Source organism: Streptomyces sp. NPDC005799 (assembly GCF_040630525.1).
In the GTDB taxonomy this organism is placed as follows: Bacteria; Actinomycetota; Actinomycetes; order Streptomycetales; family Streptomycetaceae; genus Streptomyces; species Streptomyces griseorubiginosus_B.
In genome coordinates this window covers 85,695-102,375 of record NZ_JBEXXQ010000030.1, presented here as the reverse complement: position 1 = coordinate 102,375, position 16,681 = coordinate 85,695, and the positions used below count along the sequence as shown (strand labels likewise).

Here is a 16,681-nt window from a genome sequence, read left to right as displayed (position 1 = left end):
GCCCGTATCCTCAGTGACCATGCTCGAAGACCGTACGACGACCGCAGCGTCCTCCCCCACGGCGTGGCCGGCCGCGTATCCGCAGGGATACGCGGTCGTTGACGTGGAGACCACCGGCCTGGCCCGGGACGACCGGATCATCTCCGCGGCCGTCTACCGGCTGGACGCGCGCGGCGAGGTCGAGGACCACTGGTACACGACGGTCAACCCGGAGCGGGACCCGGGCCCGGTGTGGATCCACGGTCTGACGAGCGAGACGCTCGAAGGGGCTCCCCTGTTCACGGACATCGCCGGGGAGTTCGCGGACCGGCTGGAGGGCCGGGTGCTCGTCGCGCACAACGCGGTCTTCGACTGGCAGATGATCGCGCGGGAGTACGCCCGCGCGCGGCGTGAGGCGCCGGTTCGTCAGCGGCTGTGCACCATCGCCCTGTCCAAGGAGCTGGGCCTGCCGCTGCCCAACCACAAGCTGGAGACGCTGGCCGCCCATTTCGGCGTGGTGCAGCGCCGGGCGCACCACGCGCTGGACGACGCGCGGGTGCTGGCGGAGGTGTTCCGGCCGAGCCTGGCGGCAGCGGCGGCGGACGGCGTACGGCTGCCGTTGCTGGAGTGCCGCCCGCTGACGGAGTGGAGCGACAGTCCGGTGCCGCGCCAGCCGGGCGGCTACGGCGGTTACCGGCCGACGAGTTGGCGCCCCTCGCGCAAACGGCCCGCCTGCCCCTACCCCAACCCGGGTCGCTACGAGGACGGCACACCACTCAAACAGGGCATGCGGGTGGCGTTCTCCGGGGACACCTCCGTCGAGCGGGACCTCCTGGAGGACCGCGCGGTCGAGGCCGGGCTGCACGTCGCCACCAGCATCTCCCGGCTGACCAGTCTGCTCGTCACGAACGACCCGGACTCGGGCACCTCGAAGGTGGTCAAGGCACGGCAGTACGGCACCCCGGTGGTGGACGAGGCGGCCTTCGGGCAGCTGCTGCGCGATGTGGCGCCGGCCGACGAGTGACCCGTACGGACGGGTGATTGCGCGGCGACTCGCCCACCGCCGACTCGCCCCCACGGCGGTGGCGGCTCACCCTGTGGCGCATGGCGAAATGCGAAGTTTGCGGCAATGACTACGGAATGACCTTCGAGGTGCACGCACAGGGCGCTGTCCATGTGTTCGATTGCTTCTCCTGTGCGATCCACCGCATGGCCCCCGTCTGCGAGCACTGCCGGGTGCAGATCATCGGGCAGGGCGTCGAGGTCGGGAACCAGTGGTACTGCGGTGCCCACTGCGCCCGCGAGGCCGGGAAGACGGGGATCGTCGACAAGGTGTGACCCGCCACCCGCGTGCGTGCGCCCCACGACCGAGTTGTACGGTCGTGGGGTGTACCGCTTCCTGTTGACCCGGCAGTGGGTGATCCTCACGCTGGTCGCCCTGCTGCTCATCCCCACGATGATCAGGCTGGGCATCTGGCAGATGCACCGCTACGAGGAGCGCAGCGCCCGCAACCAGCTGGTCTCCGACGCGCTGCACGCGAGGCCGGTGCCCGCCGAGGAGCTGACCTCGCCGGGACACACCGTGACCCGCCACGACCGCTACCGCACGGTCACGGCCAAAGGTCACTTCGACACCAAGGACGAGGTCGTCGTCCGCCGCCGCACCAACTCCGACGACGAGGTCGGCTACCACGTCCTGACCCCCTTCGTGCTCGCCGACGGCAAGGTGCTGCTGGTCAACCGGGGCTGGATCCCCTCCGACGGGCCGAGCCAGACCACGTTTCCCAAGGTGCCCGCGCCGCCCGCCGGCACGGTGACGATCTCCGGGCGTCTGATGCCCGACGAGACGACCGCGGCCAGCGGCATCAAGGACCTCAAGGGGCTGCCGCCCCGGCAGATCATGCTGATCAACAGCGAGGAGCAGGCCCGCCGTCTCGGCGCCGAGGTGCTCGGCGGCTACATCCAGCAGACGGCGCCCGATCCGAAGGGCGACACCCCGGAGCAGATCTCCGACCCGGGCAAGGAAGACGCCCCGCTGAATTACGCGTACATGATCCAGTGGTGGCTGTTCGCGGCCGGTGTCCCCTACGGCTGGTGGGTACTGGTCAAGCGTGAGCGCCGGGACCGGGCCGAGGCGGCGGCGAAGGAGTCCGAGACGGAGGCCGAGCCGGCGTCCGTGTGAGGCTCCGGCCCCGCTCACCCGCCCGGGTCAGCCCCTGATTGTCGGCCGACCCCGCCGGGAACCCGCACAGCGTGCACCCGCGTATCGAGGACTACGCCCTGATCGGCGACGAACAGACGGCCGCGCTGGTCGGCCTCGACGGCTCCGTCGACTGGCTGTGCCTGCCCCGCTTCGACTCCGCGGCCTGCTTCGCCAGGCTGCTCGACGACGAGGACAACGGTCACTGGCGCATCGCCCCCAAGGACGCCGAGGGCCCCTGCACCCGGCGCGCCTACCGGCACGACACCCTCGTCCTGGACACGGAGTGGGAGACCGGCGAGGGCGCGGTACGCGTCACCGACTTCATGCCCGAGCGGGACCGCACCCCCCACCTCGTCCGCATCGTGGAGGGCCTCGGCGGCCGGGTGACCGTCCGCAGCATCCTGCGCCTGCGCTTCGACTACGGCTCGATCGTGCCCTGGGTGCACCGGTCCGGCGAGGAGCGGGTGGCCGTCGCCGGCCCGGACGCGGTGTGGCTGCGCAGCGAACCGGACGTGCACACCTGGGGCGAGGACTTCGGCACCCACGCCGAGTTCACCGTCGAGGAGGGCGAGCAGGTCGCGTTCGTACTCGGCTGGCACCCCTCGTACGAGTCGCCCCCGCCGCGCATCAACCCGCACAAGGCCCTGCGCACCAGCGTGCGCGACTGGCGGGAGTGGGCGGGGCGCTGCCGTTACGACGGCCCGCACCGCGACACCGTCGTCCGCTCCCTGATCACCCTCAAGGCCCTCACCTACCGTCCCACCGGCGGCATCGTGGCCGCCGCCACCACCTCGCTCCCGGAGGAGATGGGTGGCGTCCGCAACTGGGACTACCGCTACTGCTGGCTGCGCGACTCGACCCTCACCCTGAACGTGGGGCTGTCCGCGGGCTACCGCGAGGAGGCCGAGGCCTGGCGCGACTGGCTGCTGCGCGCGGTCGCGGGCGATCCGGCCGACCTGCAGATCATGTACGGCCTCGCGGGCGAGCGGCGGCTGCCCGAGGTCGAGCTGCCGTGGCTGTCCGGCTTCGCCGGTTCCACGCCCGTACGGATCGGCAACGACGCCTACACCCAACTGCAGCTGGACGTGTACGGCGAGGTCATGGACTCGCTGTACCTGGCCCGGAGCTCGGGGCTGTCGACCAGGCCGCACATGTGGGCGATCCAGGTGGCGCTGATGGACTGGCTGCGCGACGAGTGGCGGCAGCCGGACGAGGGGCTGTGGGAGGTGCGCGGCGGCCGGCGGCACTTCGTGCACTCGAAGGTCATGGTGTGGGTGGCCGCCGACCGGGCCGTGCGCACCCTGGAGGAGAACCCCGAGCTGGACGGCGACCTCGACGGCTGGCGCGCGCTGCGCGAAGCGGTGCACCGGGAGGTCTGCGCGAAGGGCTTCGACAGCGAGCGGAACACCTTCACGCAGTCCTACGGCTCGCGCGAACTCGACGCGGCGCTGCTGCTCATCCCGCGCGTGGGCTTTCTGCCGCCGGATGACCCGCGGGTGCGCGGCACGATCGACGCGATCCGCGAGGACCTGACGCACCGCGGCTTCCTGCGCCGCTACAGCCTGGACGAGACGACGGTCGACGGGCTGCCCGGGGATGAGGGTGCGTTCCTGGTCTGCTCGTTCTGGCTGGCGGACGCGCTGCAGATGACGGGCCGCACCGAGGAGGCACGCGAGCTGTTCGAACGGCTGGTGGGGCTCTGCAACGACGTGGGGCTGCTGTCCGAGGAGTACGACCCCGTGGCCCGCCGTCAGCTCGGCAACTTCCCGCAGGCCTTCAGTCACGTCGGTCTGGTGAACACCGCCCTCGCCCTGTTCGGCACGGGCGAGGCAGGATAGGGGCCATGGATCTTGGACTGAAGGACCGGGTGTACGTCGTCACGGGAGCCACGCGGGGCCTCGGCAACGCGGCGGCGCGGGAGCTTGTCGCCGACGGGGCGAAGGTGGTGCTGACCGGCAGGGACGAGAAGCGGGCCGCCGACGCGGCGGCCGAACTGGGGCCCGACGCCGTGGGGGTGGCCGTCGACAACGCCGATCCGGAGGCGGCGGCGCGGCTGATCGCGGTGGCGCGGGAGCGGTTCGGGCGCTTCGACGGTGTACTGGTGAGCGTGGGCGGGCCCGCTCCGGGTTTCGTCGCCGACAACACCGACGAGCAGTGGCGGTCGGCGTTCGAGTCGGTCTTCCTCGGGGCGGTGCGGCTGGCCCGGGCGGCGGCCGGGGAGCTGGAGGCCGGGGGTGTCATCGGGTTCGTGCTGTCGGCATCGGTGCACGAGCCGATTCCGGGGCTGACGATCTCCAACGGGCTGCGGCCCGGTCTCGCCGGTTTCGCCAAGTCCCTGGCGGACGAGCTCGGGCCGCGGGGCATCCGGGTCGTGGGCCTGCTCCCCTCCCGCATCGACACGGACCGGGTGCGCGAGCTGGACGGGATGTCCGCGGACCCGGAGGCCACGCGGGCCGCGCACGAGTCCCGTATCCCGCTCAGGCGTTACGGCACGCCGGAGGAGTTCGGACGGGCGGCGGCGTTCCTGCTGTCGCCCGCCGCCTCCTATCTGACGGGCGTCATGCTTCCCGTGGACGGCGGAATGCGGCGCGGCTTCTGAGGGCCTGCGCCACTCAACTGACCCTTTCCGCACGGTGTTTGACGGCCTTCAGCCGGACCTCCGCCGGGAGGGCGGCCAGGGCCGCCGAGTCCCGGGCGTGGGTCAGGGCCCGGGTCGTCAGGTGGTGCAAGGCCCACGAGGGGTCCACGTGCGGCTCCAGGAGGAGCTGGACGCGGGCCTGCGGGGCCGTGCGGCGGCCGGTGAGCTGGGCGTGGGCGTGGGCGACGCCGTCCGGCTCCGCGGCCTCGTTCGCCAGGACGCCCTCCAGGGCGCGGCCCCGCAGCAGCGCCCCCTCGCTGTCGCCGGTGTCCACCAGGACCTCCCCCAGCCTGCGTCGGCGCAGCACCGCGGCCAGCCACCACACGGCGAGCAGGACGAGAACGGCGAGGGCGCCGAGCACCGTCGGCCACCACCAGCCGTGGCCCTCCCAGCGGGTGCGCTCGGCGTCGCTCAGCAGGACGTCGTGGCGGCCGTCGTGGATCCACCAGGACGGCGGGTTCGCGCCCAGCCCGACGGCCAGGACGGAGCCGCCCAGGGCCAACAGCGCGAGGCCCACGACGCCGATCAGTACACGGTTGACGATCCTCAGCACCGCCCTCACCCCTTCCGCCCGAGGCGGCGTACATGGACATGCAGCGCGGGCGGACGCGAGAGCCCCATGCCGTTGATCGCGGCACCCAGCGCGACTTCCAAGTCCTCCTGTACCTCGTCCAGTTCGCGGAAGTGCGAGACGGCGAGGACGTCGGCGCGCGAGCGGCCCACCCTGACCCGCGCCGACTGGACGCCGGCGATCTCCATGGCACGGTCGCGCAGCACCAGGGCCGCGGCCTGCCGGTGCAGTCCGGCGTGGACGTCGGGATGGACGCGCCGCATCGGCAGGACGCCGCGCAGTCCGGGCGTGGCCGCCAGCACGATCAGCCAGACACCGAGAGCGGCGGCGACCCCGGCGCCGACGAGCACCCCGGTGTCGTCGAGGGGGCGGTGCGCGAGCTGGTGAGCCAGTTCCCGGCGCCAGGCCATAGCAGGCCGGTGCGCCCGTACGGCTGCGACGTCGTACAGGAACAGGCCCGCGACGGCGAGGACCAGCAGTGCCACGACGGCCGCGGGGACGCGGCGCGCGGACCAGAAGCGGCCCTCGGGGCCATGGTCGCCGACGGCCGGGGGCGGTGGTGCCTCCGGTGCCCGCTCGATGACCGGCAGTCGTTGTGTGGTGCCCTCCGAGCCCTGGGGCTCGCTCATCACGTCCTCCCCTGTGCCGCGCCGTGCGCCGGGGTCAGATGCAGCCGCTCCACGTGGACGGCGACCTCCGGCACCTCCTTGCCCACCAAAGCGCGTACCCGGGAAGCGACATGTCGACGCACATCCGCGCACCGGGCGCCGATGTCACAGGGATAGTCGAGTTCGAGATGGAGACGGATGTGGGCGGTGCGATGGTGGACGACGACCGTCGCGTACGGGTGTGACGCCTCGTCCGACTGGTCGGCGAGCGCCTCGCGGGCCGCCTCGGCGGCGATCTTCGAGACGACCCGGTCGGCGATCCTCGTAGCGCCGCGCTCCCCCGGCGCGACGGCGGCCGGGGGTCTGCCCAGTTCACCGACGCCGTCGCTCACCCCCGTCACCGCCGGCGGTCGTCACGGGTGCGGAAGAAGTCGCCGAGTTCCAGGTCCCCCTCCAGGAACCGGCCCGCGACGAAGCCGATGGCGCCCAGGGCCGCCACCAGCAGGAAGGCCCCGAAGCCGCCGAAGTAGCCGGCGAAGCCCAGCGCCATCCCGGCGATCATGCCGACCACGGCCATGCTCATCGTGTGCTCCCCTCACGGTCGTCCACAGGCCGGTCGGTCACTGGATCCGGGGCTCCGGCTCCTCGTCCTCTTCCTCCGGCAGCTTCACGTCGCTCACCGCGATGTTGACCTCGACCACCTCGAGGCCGGTCATCCGCTCCACGGCCGCGATGACGTTCTCGCGGACGGCGCGAGCCACGTCGGCGATCGAGACGCCGTAGTCGACGACGATCTCCAGGTCGAGCGCCGTCTGTACCTCGCCGACCTCGGCCTTCACGCCGCGGGTCACCGACTTCGAGCCGCCGGGCACGCGGTCGCGCACGGCGCCGAAGGTGCGGCTGAGTCCACTGCCGAGGGCGTGGACGCCGAGCACGTCCCGGGCGGCCAGCCCGGCGATCTTCTCCACGACCCCGTCGGCGATCGTCGTACGGCCGCGGGTGCCGGGGTCTCCTCCGCCGCGCCGTGTCGCCTGCGCCCTGCGTGTCCCCGGGGTCTCGGGCAGGTCCTTCTCACCCGTGGGGGTCCTCGTCCGGTTCTGCTCCGTCATATCGGTCATCGCCGTACGTCCCTTTCGGTTCGTCGTCCTGTGACCACGGTAAGTGGGGTTGCCGCGGGGCGCGCCGGAGATGCGGCAGGCTGGAGGAATGACCGCGGACGGATGGGCTCGGACGGTACGGCACCGGCTGGGGGTGGGCAGGCTCCTGCCGCTCGGGGAGCCGGGGGACGGCTCGTGGATCGCGGAGGAGGCGGCCGCGGCGGTACTGCGGCACGTGGCCGCCGACCTGCCCGGGGTACGGCTGGACGCCCTCCGCATCGCCCTGACGGACCCGGAGGACGCGCACGACCCCGTCGTACCACCCCCACCGAGCGCCCTGCCGCCGGGACCACTGCGGATCACGGCGGACTTCGCGGCGACGGCGACCGAACCACTGCCGGCGACGGCGACCCTCCTCCGCACGACGCTCGCGACGGCGGCGACGCACCTGCTGGGGCTGACGGTGGCGGAGGTGGACCTACGGGTGACGGAACTGCTGGACGTGGAGGAGGGGTTGGAGGAGACCGGCGCACCCATGGAGGTACGCCCCACCTCTCCCCCGCCCGTGTCGCAGCCGTCGACCGATCCAGGGACTCCCGACGAGAAGCGCGTGGCCGCTGCCCTGGCCGTCCCGGGCGTGACCCGTCTGACGAGCGCCCTCGGACGCCGGGCCGTGCGCCTGGAGGAGGACCACCGGACGGAGGGCGCACTTCCCCGCCGCCACGCGCGCGTGGAGTTCGCGGTAGACGCGGACCACCGGGCCCTGGACGTGGCCCGCGAGGTCCGCACCGCCGTGTCCGAAGCCCTACCGGACCACCCGACGGTGACGGTGCTGGTCACGGCGGTGGATCACCAGCCCTGACCGTCGCTTCGGGCCGTGGGTCACTCGCCGAGGCCGGCCAGGTCTCGCAGGCGGCGGGCCTGGGCGGCTCGTTCCGCTGCGCGCTGGTCGTCGTAGGTACGGTCGTGGGCGCCGCGGAGCAGGGTCTTGGTCTCGATCACCGCGTCCCGGGGGGCCGCGAGGATCGCCGATGCCAGGTCGGAGACGGCCGCGTCGAGCTGGTCGGCGGGGACGGCGAGGTTGGCGAGGCCGGTACTGACCGCCTCCTCGGCCTGGACGAAGCGGCCGGTGAGGCAGATCTCCAGCGCGCGGCCGTAGCCGACGAGGGCGACGAGCGGGTGCGTGCCGGTCAGGTCGGGGACCAGGCCCAGGCTGGTCTCGCGCATGGCGAACTGCACGTCGTCCGCGACGACGCGCAGGTCACAGGCGAGGGCGAGCTGGAAACCCGCTCCGATGGCATGTCCCTGTACGGCGGCGATGGACACGAGGTCGCCGCGCCGCCACCAGGTGAAGCCGTCCTGGAACCCGGCGATGCTCGCGTCGAGTTCACCGTCGCTGCTGCGCGCGAGGTCGATGAACGTCGGCTCGCCCTCGATGCCCTCGGGCGTGAACATCTGCCGGTCGAGGCCGGCGGAGAAGGACTGCCCCTCGGCACGCAGCACCACGACCCGGACCGACCCCGGCAGCACCCGCCCGGCCTCGGCGAGCGCTCGCCACAGGGCGGGGCTCTGCGCATTGCGCTTGGCCGGGTTGGTGAGCGTCACCGTGGCGATCGCGTCGTCGACGGTGAGCCGTACGCCGTCCTTGTCGAGTACGGGACCGAGGTCCTGGGCGGACGTGGCCATGGGGTGCCTCCGATGAGTGCGGTCAGCAGAGCAGTAGGGACTACAAGCTAAGTGACTGCACAGTAACCACCCGGCCAGTCATCCGACCGACCGGGTGGCCACCATCGAAGCCGATGGGCCGCCCGGGTCAGGACGAGGCGGCCTTCTTGCCCCGTGTCGCACCGCCACGCCCACGGAGCGTGACGCCCGACTCGCTGAGCATCCGGTGCACGAAGCCATACGAGCGGCCGGTTTCCTCGGCCAGTGCCCGAATGCTCGCACCGGAGTCGTACTTCTTCTTCAGGTCTGCCGCGAGCTTGTCGCGCGCGGCGCCGGTCACCCGGCTGCCCTTCTTCAGAGTCTCGGCCACCCGTGCCTCCTCATGGGAAGTGCGCTCTGGTCTCCTCATGATCACCCCTCCGGGCCGTCATGGCCACCCATTCGGCAAGGTCCGTGAGACAGGCTTTTGACGACAGGAGCGCGTCCCCACATGCGGAATGCGACATTCCGCGTTGTCGTGTTCGTTCGGCCGAACGGGTTGATCCACGAAGTGCCAGGTCAGGACGTGACGCGGCCGAGCCCTTCGGGACAGGGGGCTCGGCCGGGAAAATTGATGTAGGACACACCTCGGTACGAGGAGATCTCACACAGATGGTGGATCACCGATGGGCCGAATGATCCATACGGCGTTGATCACCCGGTGATCACGTATTCGATCAAGCGAGCGCGACGAGGTCCGCGTAGTCGGATCCCCACAGATCCTCGACCCCGTCGGGCAGCAGGATGATGCGCTCCGGCTGGAGCGCCTCCACGGCGCCCTCGTCGTGGGTGACCAGGACGACCGCGCCCTTGTAGGTGCGCAGGGCGCCCAGGATCTCCTCGCGGCTGGCGGGGTCGAGGTTGTTGGTGGGCTCGTCCAGGAGCAGCACGTTGGCTGAGGAGACCACCAGCGTCGCCAGGGCCAGGCGGGTCTTCTCGCCGCCGGAGAGGACACCGGCCGGCTTGTCGACGTCGTCGCCGGAGAACAGGAACGAGCCCAGCACCTTGCGGACCTCGACGAGGTCCATGTCGGGGGCGGCCGAGCGCATGTTCTCCAGGACCGTGCGGTCGGCGTCGAGGGTCTCGTGCTCCTGGGCGTAGTAGCCGAGCTTGAGGCCGTGCCCGGGGACGACACCGCCCGTGTCGGGGTGCTCGACGCCCGCGAGGAGCCGGAGCAGGGTGGTCTTGCCGGCGCCGTTGAGGCCGAGGATGACGACCCTGGAGCCCTTGTCGATGGCCAGGTCGACGTCGGTGAAGATCTCCAGCGAGCCGTAGGACTTCGACAGACCCTCGGCCATCAGCGGGGTCTTGCCACAGGGCGCGGGCTCGGGGAAGCGCAGCTTGGCGACCTTGTCCGACTGCCGCACCGCCTCCAGGCCGGCGAGGAGCTTGTCCGCGCGGCGGGCCATGTTCTGCGCGGCGACGGTCTTGGTCGCCTTGGCCCGCATCTTGTCGGCCTGGGAGTGCAGCGCGGCGGCCTTCTTCTCGGCGTTGGCGCGCTCGCGCTTGCGCCGCTTCTCGTCGGCCTCGCGCTGCTGCTGGTAGAGCTTCCAGCCCATGTTGTAGACGTCGATCTGGGCGCGGTTGGCGTCCAGGTAGAACACCTTGTTGACGACCGTCTCGACCAGGTCGACGTCGTGGGAGATGACGATGAAGCCGCCGCGGTAGGTCTTCAGGTAGTCCCGCAGCCAGATGATCGAGTCGGCGTCGAGGTGGTTGGTCGGCTCGTCGAGCAGCAGGGTGTCCGCGTCGGAGAACAGGATGCGCGCCAGCTCGATACGGCGGCGCTGACCGCCGGAGAGCGTGTGCAGCGGCTGGCCGAGGACCCGGTCGGGCAGGTTGAGCGCGGCGGCGATGGTGGCGGCCTCGGCCTCGGCGGCGTATCCGCCCTTCGTCAGGAACTCCGTCTCCTGGCGCTCGTACTGCCTGAGGGCCTTCTCGCGCGTGGCGCCCTGGCCGTTGGCGATGCGCTGCTCGTTCTCGCGCATCTTGCGCAGCAGGACGTCCAGGCCGCGGGCGGAGAGGATGCGGTCGCGGGCGAGGACGTCGAGGTCGCCGGTGCGGGGGTCCTGCGGGAGGTAGCCGACCTCGCCGGAGCGGGTGATCTGGCCGGCGGCGGGGATGCCCTCACCGGCGAGGCACTTGGTGAGGGTGGTCTTGCCGGCGCCGTTGCGTCCGACCAGGCCGATGCGGTCGCCCTTGGCGACTCGGAAGGTGGCGGACTCGATGAGGACTCGGGCGCCGGCGCGCAGCTCGATACCGGTGGCGGAGATCACGGACATGCTCCAGGGCGGACAGGGGGTTGACGGATGGGCGGCTGAGGACGTTCCCGCCGTCTAATGCGCGAGGAGAATGGCCATGGGCCAAGTCTAACGGGGCCGTGCAAGCGCATTTTCTACGTCCGGGTGTTCGTTACGGCACTTGTCAGTTCCCTCCGGTGTGCACCTGGAAGGCGGCGCGGCGCACGGCCTTGGCGAGGGCCGGGTCGGGGTGGGCGGCGGCGAGGGCGACCAGGACCTGGACGGTGCGCGGGTGGCCGACGGCGCGGACCTCGTCGAGCAGCATCGGCACCGTGGGCTGCACGGCGGACTCCAGGTGCCGTACCAGCATGGGGGCCTCGCCGTGGTCGGCGACGGCGGCCGCGGTGTCGACCCACAACCAGGTGGCCTCCTCGCGGGTGAGCACCTCGTGCGCGTCCTCGGGATCGACGCCGTCGTGCTCGGCCAGCCACAGCAGGGCGTACGGGCGCAGGGTGGGCTCGTCGGCGACGGCGCGGACGTCGGGCTCGGCGGGGGCGCCGACCACGCGCAGCGCCTCGAAGGCGAGACCGCGCAGCAGGGCGTCGTCGCCGCGCGCGGCGGCGATGAGCTCGGTGACCGCGCTGCCGACGGGGCGGGCGGCGAGCCAGGCGCGGTACTCGGCGCGGGCGGCGTTCGGGCGCAGCTGGGCGCAGCCGCGCAGCATCTCCTCGGCGACGGCCTCGATGTTCCCGGCCGGGCTCTGCGCGGCGACGCAGATCTGCTCCAGCTTCACCCACACCGCCCAGTTGCCGAGCGGGGTGAGCGTCGCGTGTCCGTCGCCGCAGGTGAGGGCGCCGACGGAGGCGAGGGCGTGCAGGGCCCAGTCAAGGAGGGGGGCGAGCGGGGCGTCGGGCGTCTGGGGCTGCTCGACGGGCTCGGACTGCGGACCGTAGGGAATCTCGCAGCGCTCCGTGCGCAGTTCGACGACCCGCTGCTCCAGCAGGTCCAGCAGCTGCTCCACCGGGACGGGCCCGGCGGACAGCTGGAGGAAGGAGAGCACCTGCGGCATCGCCGAGACGACCTCGGCGACGGCGGCGGGCTCGTGCTCCGAGGGTTCCGCGTGGGCCAGCGACCAGGCGTCGAACAGGGCGACCCAGCCGCGCAGTACGGCGCTGTCGTCCCGGTCCCAGGCGCGCAGCCGCCAGCCGGGGCGGGCGCTGTCGCCGTGCACCTCGACGAGGCCCGCGAGCCGCGCGGTGTCCCAGTCGGCGTGGATCTGAGCGACGGTCAGGCCGAGGTCCCGGGCCGCCCGTTCGGCGGTCGCGTCGGAGAGGGTGGCCTTGCCGTCGGCCCGCGCGCCCTCGCTGCCGGGGCCGAGGGCGGCGTCGGCCCAGTGGGCGACACGGGCCGCGTCGGCAAGACCTGAGCGCGCCATTCTGGCCAGCTCCGCGGGCGCCGGTGTGCCCTCCGGCGGGCGCGGCGCCGGGCGCCGTGGGCGCCGCTGGTTCACGGCTGTGGGGGCGGCGGCCAGGGGTCGCGGGCGGACGAGTCGAAGCCTGGAGTCGCGCGGGATACGGGACGTCACGGGTGCAGTCTTCCGGTTGACGGTCCGAAAACCCAAACGGAACGTCACCGGGGGCGACGGGCGTGGCCAAGGGACGGGGCCCATGGGGCGGTGAAGGGCCTGGAACAGGCCAGTGGTACGGGCTTAAACGGAATCGGGTCGACCGTTCAGCGCCGATTCCTCACGACGGGTCACATCAGCGGGGTGAGGAAGCGACGCAGCGCCTCTTCGTAGCCTTCCGGGTCGGCGTTCCACATCGCCGCGTGCGGGGCCCGGCGGACGGTGTGCAGGGCGACCAGGTTCGGTCGGCCCTCGGCGAGGCTGCGGGAGAACTGCCAGGGGGCCAGGGTGTCGTCCGGGCCGTGGATGACGAGGGTCGGCACGCTCGGTTCGGCGGCGGCCGCGGCGGAGCGGTCGCCCTCCATGCCGGTGCGGCCCTGCGCGGCGCGCACCGCGAGCGGCAGCAGCGCGCCCGGGGTGCGGCGGGCGGCGGCGAGGGCGCGCAGGGTGGTCGCCCAGCTGAGCACCGGCGAGTCCAGGATCAGCCCGGAGACGCGGTCGCGCAGTCCCGAGTGGGCGGTGGCGCGCATCGCCATGGTGGCGCCGGTGGACCAGCCGAGCAGTACGACCCGTTGGGCGCCGTTGCCGACGGCGTGCCGGATGGCCGCGTCCAGGTCGCGCCACTCGGTCTCACCGAGGTGGTTCAGGCCGTCCGGGGAGCGAGGGGCGCCGGGGTCGCCGCGGTAGGCGAGGGCGAGCACCGGGAAACGCTGGCGGTGCAGGAACTCCATGACGTTCATGGTGAGTTCGCGGGTGGTGCCGAGGCCATGCACGGCGATGACCCAGGTCCTGCGCGCGCCGGGCACGAACCAGGCGGGCAGGGTGCCGAGTTCGCCGGGGATGTGGACGTCGGTGTGGTCGAGGCCGAGGGAGTCGCGGGGGTTGCCGACGTACAGGTTGGAGGTGAGCCACACCTTGTCGCCGGGTTCGAGGGTGCCGTGCGTGACGCGTTCGAGGCGGCGTACGACGGTGTCGGCGGAGTGCGTCGCGTGGGTGAGGACGGGACCGACGACCGCGTGGCTGCCGTCGCCGGCCAGGCCGTAGGTGCCGGGGCGCAGCGCGGCGAGGTCGCGGGTGAGGGCGATCTGGCCGGCCGCCGTGGCGTGCACGGTGAGCCGGGGTTCGGTGGGCAGGGGGCGGCCGGGCGGCGCCTTGAGCGCGGCGTCGCTGGCGAACCGGCCTGCGGCCACGGAGGCCGCGCCGGCGGCCAGGGCTACGGTGACGGCGGCGGCCGTCGCTTTGACAGTGCGCACCTGTCCAGTGTCCTGGCGGTCCCGGTGACCGGCCAGCGGAAGGAGGAAGCGGGGTGATGCCGCCCGTCGGCGGCGGTGTGGTGCGCTCACCCCACCCCGGTACCCCGTGACGTCACCTCTGCTGCCCGTACCCGCGCAGCTTTTCGCCGACCTCCTCCACCTGGGCGAGGGAGAGCAGGTTCGGGGACATGCCCGGCACCGAGGAGGCGGTGAGCCACAGGCGGCACATCCACTCCAGCTGGGCCGTGCGGTCGTAGGCCTGGGACAGACTCGTGCCGTGGGCCATCGTGCCGTGGTTCTGCAGGAGGCAGGCGGTGCGGTCGGCGAGGGCGCGGAGCATGTTCTGCGCCAACTCGTCGGTGCCGTAGGTCGCGTACCGGGCGACTCGGACCGGGCCGCCCAGGGCCGCGGTCATGTAGTGGATCGTCGGGAGCTCGGGGACGAGGGTGGAGACCGCCGTCGCGTGGACGGCGTGGGTGTGGACGACCGCCCGCGCGCCGGTCGAACGGTATACGGCGAGATGCATCGGCAGCTCGCTGGTCGGGACCAGGGTGCCGAGGACCTGTCGGCCGTCGAGGTCGACGCCGGTGATGTCGTCCGGTGCGAGGCGGTCGTAGGGGACGCCCGAGGGCGTGACCAGCACGGTGTCGCCGACGCGCGCCGAGACGTTGCCCGAGGTGCCGACGACCAGGCCGTCGGTGACGGTGCGGCGGGCCGTCGCCACGAGCTCTTCCCAGGCCCGCGCCTCCTCGGGGAGCGCGCCCCGCTCTCCGCGTACCTTTTGCCCGTCCCGCTGCTGTTCGCCCATGCCGCGATCATCCCAGGCGCAGGTCGGCCGGGAACCGAGTTCGCCCGGTACCACCCACCGCGACATCCTGACGCCCTCCTCAGTTCATCTTCCGTTCACCCAGGTTTCCTACGGTCAACCGACCGATGACTTCGAACGATTGCCTGGGTAAATGGAAAACTTCTCGCTGATCCTCGCGATTGTGGTGATCACCGCACTCGCGTTCGATTTCACGAACGGTTTCCACGACACCGCCAACGCGATGGCCACCACCATCTCGACCGGCGCACTCAAGCCCAAGGTCGCGGTGGCCATGTCCGCCGCGCTCAACCTTGTTGGCGCCTTCCTCTCCGTGGAGGTCGCGAACACGATCTCCAAGGGTCTCGTCGATGAGAACGGCATCCGCCCCGAGGTCATCTTCGCCGCCCTGGTCGGCGCGATCCTCTGGAACCTGGTGACCTGGCTGGTGGGCCTGCCGTCCAGTTCCTCGCACGCCCTGATGGGCGGTCTGATCGGCGCCACCGTCGCCTCGGCCGGCTTCGGCGCGGTCCACGGCGACGTGCTCGTCACCAAGGTGCTGCTGCCGGCGCTCGCCGCCCCGGTCGTCGCCGGGCTCGCCGCGATGCTCGCGACCCGCTTCTCCTACGCCCTCGACCGCAAGGCCGACGGCAAGGCAACCGAGAAGGGCTACCGCGCCGGGCAGATCGCCTCGGCCGGCCTGGTCTCGCTGGCCCACGGCACCAACGACGCGCAGAAGACGATGGGCATCATCACCCTCGCCCTGGTCGCCGGCGGCGCCGTCGCCCCCGACTCCGACCCGCCCACCTGGGTCATCCTCTCCGCGGGTCTGGCCATCGCCCTCGGCACGTACATCGGCGGCTGGCGCATCATCCGCACGATGGGCAAGGGCCTGACCGAGCTTCAGCCGCGGCAGGGTTTCGCCGCCCAGACCAGCGCGGCCACGGCCATCCTGGCCTCCTCGCACCTCGGTTTCTCCCTCTCCACCACGCACGTCGTCTCCGGTTCGGTGATGGGCGCGGGCCTCGGCCGCAAGGGCGGGGTGGTGCGCTGGTCCACCGCGACCCGGATGCTGGTCGCCTGGGTCCTGACGCTGCCGGCCGCCGCCCTGGTCGGCGCGGGCGCGGAGTCCGTGACGGACCTCGGGGACTGGGGCACCGCCGTCGTCGCCGTCTTCCTCGTCGCCGCGAGCGCCGCGATCTGGAAGGTTTCGCGCCGCGAGGTCGTCGACGCGTCGAACGTCAACGAGACCGAGGAGCCGGCCGGTGTCGTCACCACGGCGATCGCCGCCGTCACCCCTCCTCCCCCGGGCGCGGTGACGGAGGGTCTGACGGCCACGATCGCCGCGCCGGTCACCACCACGGAACCGGCGGCCCCGCCGGCCGCCGTCTGAGCCCCGGCCACCCGGTAACGAAGGAATCAGCAGCATGAAGATCGACTGGTCGGCCCTGGGCTCCGTCTTCGGTGTCAGCCTCGCGGTCACCGTGGGCCTCGTGGCCCTGTTCACCCTCGGCGTCATGGGCCTGTCGCACCGCGAGCGGGCCACCGCGCAGGGCGGCTCGGCGGCCCTCGCGACGGCCGGAGCGTACGTGGCCTTCGCGGGCTGCGCGGCGGCGGTGGCGTACGGAATCAACCTGATCATGGCCAAGGGCTGAGCCCTTTCCCGCAGTTGGTGCCGGGACGGTGATCCGTCCCGGCACCTCGCGTTTTCCGTGACCACGGCGACCCCTCGCGTGTGGGCCTCAGCACACTCTCCCGTCGCAGGTCAACGGCAAGTTGACTGCCGTTCGGGTGCGTGGTGGACTGCCGGAGCCATGTACGGCGGCAAGGGAGGAAGCCGGTGCGAGTCCGGCGCGGTCCCGCCACTGTCACCGGGGTAGGTAGCCCCGGGAGCCAGGAACTCCCACCGCCGGTCTCGTCGAACCAGGGCGCGGACACCCTGAGTGAGGACATACAGCC

Annotated in this window: 19 protein-coding genes and 1 riboswitch; of the genes, 8 read left to right on the top strand and 11 right to left on the bottom strand. The window is 72.2% G+C overall.

The window, feature by feature from the left end; translation table 11 throughout:
• Positions 1 to 19 precede the first annotated feature (19 nt).
• The 5 genes from ABZ453_RS27865 to ABZ453_RS27845 all read left to right on the top strand — a co-directional run bounded on the left by ABZ453_RS27865 (position 20) and on the right by ABZ453_RS27845 (position 4,781).
• Positions 20 to 1,003, top strand: a complete 984-nt coding sequence (locus tag ABZ453_RS27865) for a DEDDh family exonuclease (RefSeq protein WP_359018851.1) — start codon at positions 20 to 22, stop codon at positions 1,001 to 1,003.
• Positions 1,004 to 1,083: 80 nt separating this feature from the next.
• On the top strand, positions 1,084 to 1,317 hold the full coding sequence (locus ABZ453_RS27860; protein WP_356761172.1) for a hypothetical protein: 234 nt from the start codon (positions 1,084 to 1,086) through the stop codon (positions 1,315 to 1,317).
• A gap of 49 nt (positions 1,318 to 1,366) precedes the next feature.
• Positions 1,367 to 2,161, top strand: a complete 795-nt coding sequence (locus tag ABZ453_RS27855; protein ID WP_356761174.1) for an SURF1 family protein — start codon at positions 1,367 to 1,369, stop codon at positions 2,159 to 2,161.
• Positions 2,162 to 2,232: 71 nt separating this feature from the next.
• Positions 2,233 to 4,020, top strand: a complete 1,788-nt coding sequence (locus ABZ453_RS27850; protein WP_359018848.1) for a glycoside hydrolase family 15 protein — start codon at positions 2,233 to 2,235, stop codon at positions 4,018 to 4,020.
• A 5-nt stretch (positions 4,021 to 4,025) separates the two neighbouring features.
• The gene (locus ABZ453_RS27845; protein ID WP_359018847.1) at positions 4,026 to 4,781 is read left to right on the top strand and encodes an SDR family oxidoreductase; all 756 of its coding nucleotides are present in this window, start codon (positions 4,026 to 4,028) and stop codon (positions 4,779 to 4,781) included.
• A gap of 13 nt (positions 4,782 to 4,794) precedes the next feature.
• Here ABZ453_RS27845 and amaP read toward each other — a convergent pair whose 3' ends face one another.
• Genes amaP through ABZ453_RS27820 form a run of 5 tightly spaced genes read right to left on the bottom strand, consistent with a single transcriptional unit; the run spans position 4,795 to position 7,117 of the window.
• Positions 4,795 to 5,382 carry an alkaline shock response membrane anchor protein AmaP gene (gene amaP, locus ABZ453_RS27840; RefSeq protein ID WP_359018845.1) on the bottom strand — a complete coding sequence of 196 codons (588 nt, stop codon included), beginning with the start codon at positions 5,380 to 5,382 and terminating at the stop codon, positions 4,795 to 4,797.
• The gene (locus tag ABZ453_RS27835) at positions 5,379 to 6,020 is read right to left on the bottom strand and encodes a DUF6286 domain-containing protein (RefSeq protein ID WP_359018843.1); all 642 of its coding nucleotides are present in this window, start codon (positions 6,018 to 6,020) and stop codon (positions 5,379 to 5,381) included. Before ABZ453_RS27835 ends, amaP begins: the two co-directional genes overlap by 4 nt.
• A complete protein-coding gene (locus tag ABZ453_RS27830; RefSeq protein WP_359018841.1) occupies positions 6,020 to 6,400 on the bottom strand; it encodes a hypothetical protein in 381 nt (126 codons plus the stop codon). The genes ABZ453_RS27835 and ABZ453_RS27830 overlap by 1 nt, the downstream gene beginning before the upstream one ends.
• Positions 6,397 to 6,582, bottom strand: coding sequence for a hypothetical protein (locus ABZ453_RS27825; RefSeq protein ID WP_133048226.1), 186 nt, complete (start codon positions 6,580 to 6,582; stop codon positions 6,397 to 6,399). The genes ABZ453_RS27830 and ABZ453_RS27825 overlap by 4 nt, the downstream gene beginning before the upstream one ends.
• A 37-nt stretch (positions 6,583 to 6,619) precedes the next feature.
• Positions 6,620 to 7,117 (bottom strand): Asp23/Gls24 family envelope stress response protein, encoded by a 498-nt coding sequence (locus ABZ453_RS27820; protein WP_208779521.1) that lies wholly within the window; start codon positions 7,115 to 7,117, stop codon positions 6,620 to 6,622.
• Positions 7,118 to 7,205: 88 nt separating this feature from the next.
• On the opposite strand from ABZ453_RS27820, the gene ABZ453_RS27815 reads away from it, so the two are divergent.
• On the top strand, positions 7,206 to 7,958 hold the full coding sequence (locus ABZ453_RS27815; protein WP_359018838.1) for a nucleopolyhedrovirus P10 family protein: 753 nt from the start codon (positions 7,206 to 7,208) through the stop codon (positions 7,956 to 7,958).
• 20 nt (positions 7,959 to 7,978) lie between these two features.
• On the opposite strand, the gene ABZ453_RS27810 is transcribed toward ABZ453_RS27815, so the two are convergent.
• The 6 genes from ABZ453_RS27810 to ABZ453_RS27785 all read right to left on the bottom strand — a co-directional run bounded on the left by ABZ453_RS27810 (position 7,979) and on the right by ABZ453_RS27785 (position 14,725).
• Positions 7,979 to 8,782, bottom strand: a complete 804-nt coding sequence (locus ABZ453_RS27810) for an enoyl-CoA hydratase/isomerase family protein (protein ID WP_133048223.1) — start codon at positions 8,780 to 8,782, stop codon at positions 7,979 to 7,981.
• 127 nt (positions 8,783 to 8,909) lie between these two features.
• Complete coding sequence (locus tag ABZ453_RS27805) at positions 8,910 to 9,131, bottom strand: helix-turn-helix domain-containing protein (protein ID WP_004002281.1); 222 nt, start codon at positions 9,129 to 9,131, stop codon at positions 8,910 to 8,912.
• 346 nt (positions 9,132 to 9,477) lie between these two features.
• Positions 9,478 to 11,076, bottom strand: coding sequence for a ribosomal protection-like ABC-F family protein (abc-f, locus tag ABZ453_RS27800; RefSeq protein WP_359018905.1), 1,599 nt, complete (start codon positions 11,074 to 11,076; stop codon positions 9,478 to 9,480).
• A gap of 148 nt (positions 11,077 to 11,224) precedes the next feature.
• On the bottom strand, positions 11,225 to 12,625 hold the full coding sequence (locus tag ABZ453_RS27795) for a hypothetical protein (RefSeq protein ID WP_359018836.1): 1,401 nt from the start codon (positions 12,623 to 12,625) through the stop codon (positions 11,225 to 11,227).
• Between the two features lie 170 nt (positions 12,626 to 12,795).
• Entirely contained in the window at positions 12,796 to 13,917 is a 1,122-nt protein-coding gene (locus ABZ453_RS27790; protein WP_359018834.1) for an alpha/beta hydrolase, read from the bottom strand.
• A 112-nt stretch (positions 13,918 to 14,029) separates the two neighbouring features.
• Positions 14,030 to 14,725, bottom strand: a complete 696-nt coding sequence (locus ABZ453_RS27785; RefSeq protein ID WP_359018832.1) for a class II aldolase/adducin family protein — start codon at positions 14,723 to 14,725, stop codon at positions 14,030 to 14,032.
• Positions 14,726 to 14,876: 151 nt separating this feature from the next.
• Here ABZ453_RS27785 and ABZ453_RS27780 point away from each other — a divergent pair, with 151 nt between their 5' ends.
• Together ABZ453_RS27780 and ABZ453_RS27775 are read left to right on the top strand one after the other, a co-directional pair.
• On the top strand, positions 14,877 to 16,115 hold the full coding sequence (locus ABZ453_RS27780) for an inorganic phosphate transporter (protein ID WP_359018830.1): 1,239 nt from the start codon (positions 14,877 to 14,879) through the stop codon (positions 16,113 to 16,115).
• A 34-nt stretch (positions 16,116 to 16,149) separates the two neighbouring features.
• Positions 16,150 to 16,377, top strand: coding sequence for a hypothetical protein (locus ABZ453_RS27775; RefSeq protein ID WP_133048219.1), 228 nt, complete (start codon positions 16,150 to 16,152; stop codon positions 16,375 to 16,377).
• Positions 16,378 to 16,503: 126 nt separating this feature from the next.
• Positions 16,504 to 16,646, top strand: a riboswitch (cobalamin riboswitch).
• Positions 16,647 to 16,681: the final 35 nt, after the last annotated feature.

Coding starts and splice junctions, on each gene's coding strand:
- ABZ453_RS27865 (WP_359018851.1), top strand. CDS start 20: ATGCTCGAAGACCGTACGACGACCGCAGCGTCCTCCCCCACGGCGTGG.
- ABZ453_RS27860 (WP_356761172.1), top strand. CDS start 1,084: ATGGCGAAATGCGAAGTTTGCGGCAATGACTACGGAATGACCTTCGAG.
- ABZ453_RS27845 (WP_359018847.1), top strand. CDS start 4,026: ATGGATCTTGGACTGAAGGACCGGGTGTACGTCGTCACGGGAGCCACG.
- ABZ453_RS27835 (WP_359018843.1), bottom strand. CDS start 6,020: ATGAGCGAGCCCCAGGGCTCGGAGGGCACCACACAACGACTGCCGGTC.
- ABZ453_RS27825 (WP_133048226.1), bottom strand. CDS start 6,582: ATGAGCATGGCCGTGGTCGGCATGATCGCCGGGATGGCGCTGGGCTTC.
- ABZ453_RS27820 (WP_208779521.1), bottom strand. CDS start 7,117: ATGACCGATATGACGGAGCAGAACCGGACGAGGACCCCCACGGGTGAG.
- ABZ453_RS27815 (WP_359018838.1), top strand. CDS start 7,206: ATGACCGCGGACGGATGGGCTCGGACGGTACGGCACCGGCTGGGGGTG.
- ABZ453_RS27810 (WP_133048223.1), bottom strand. CDS start 8,782: ATGGCCACGTCCGCCCAGGACCTCGGTCCCGTACTCGACAAGGACGGC.
- ABZ453_RS27785 (WP_359018832.1), bottom strand. CDS start 14,725: ATGGGCGAACAGCAGCGGGACGGGCAAAAGGTACGCGGAGAGCGGGGC.
- ABZ453_RS27780 (WP_359018830.1), top strand. CDS start 14,877: ATGGAAAACTTCTCGCTGATCCTCGCGATTGTGGTGATCACCGCACTC.
- ABZ453_RS27775 (WP_133048219.1), top strand. CDS start 16,150: ATGAAGATCGACTGGTCGGCCCTGGGCTCCGTCTTCGGTGTCAGCCTC.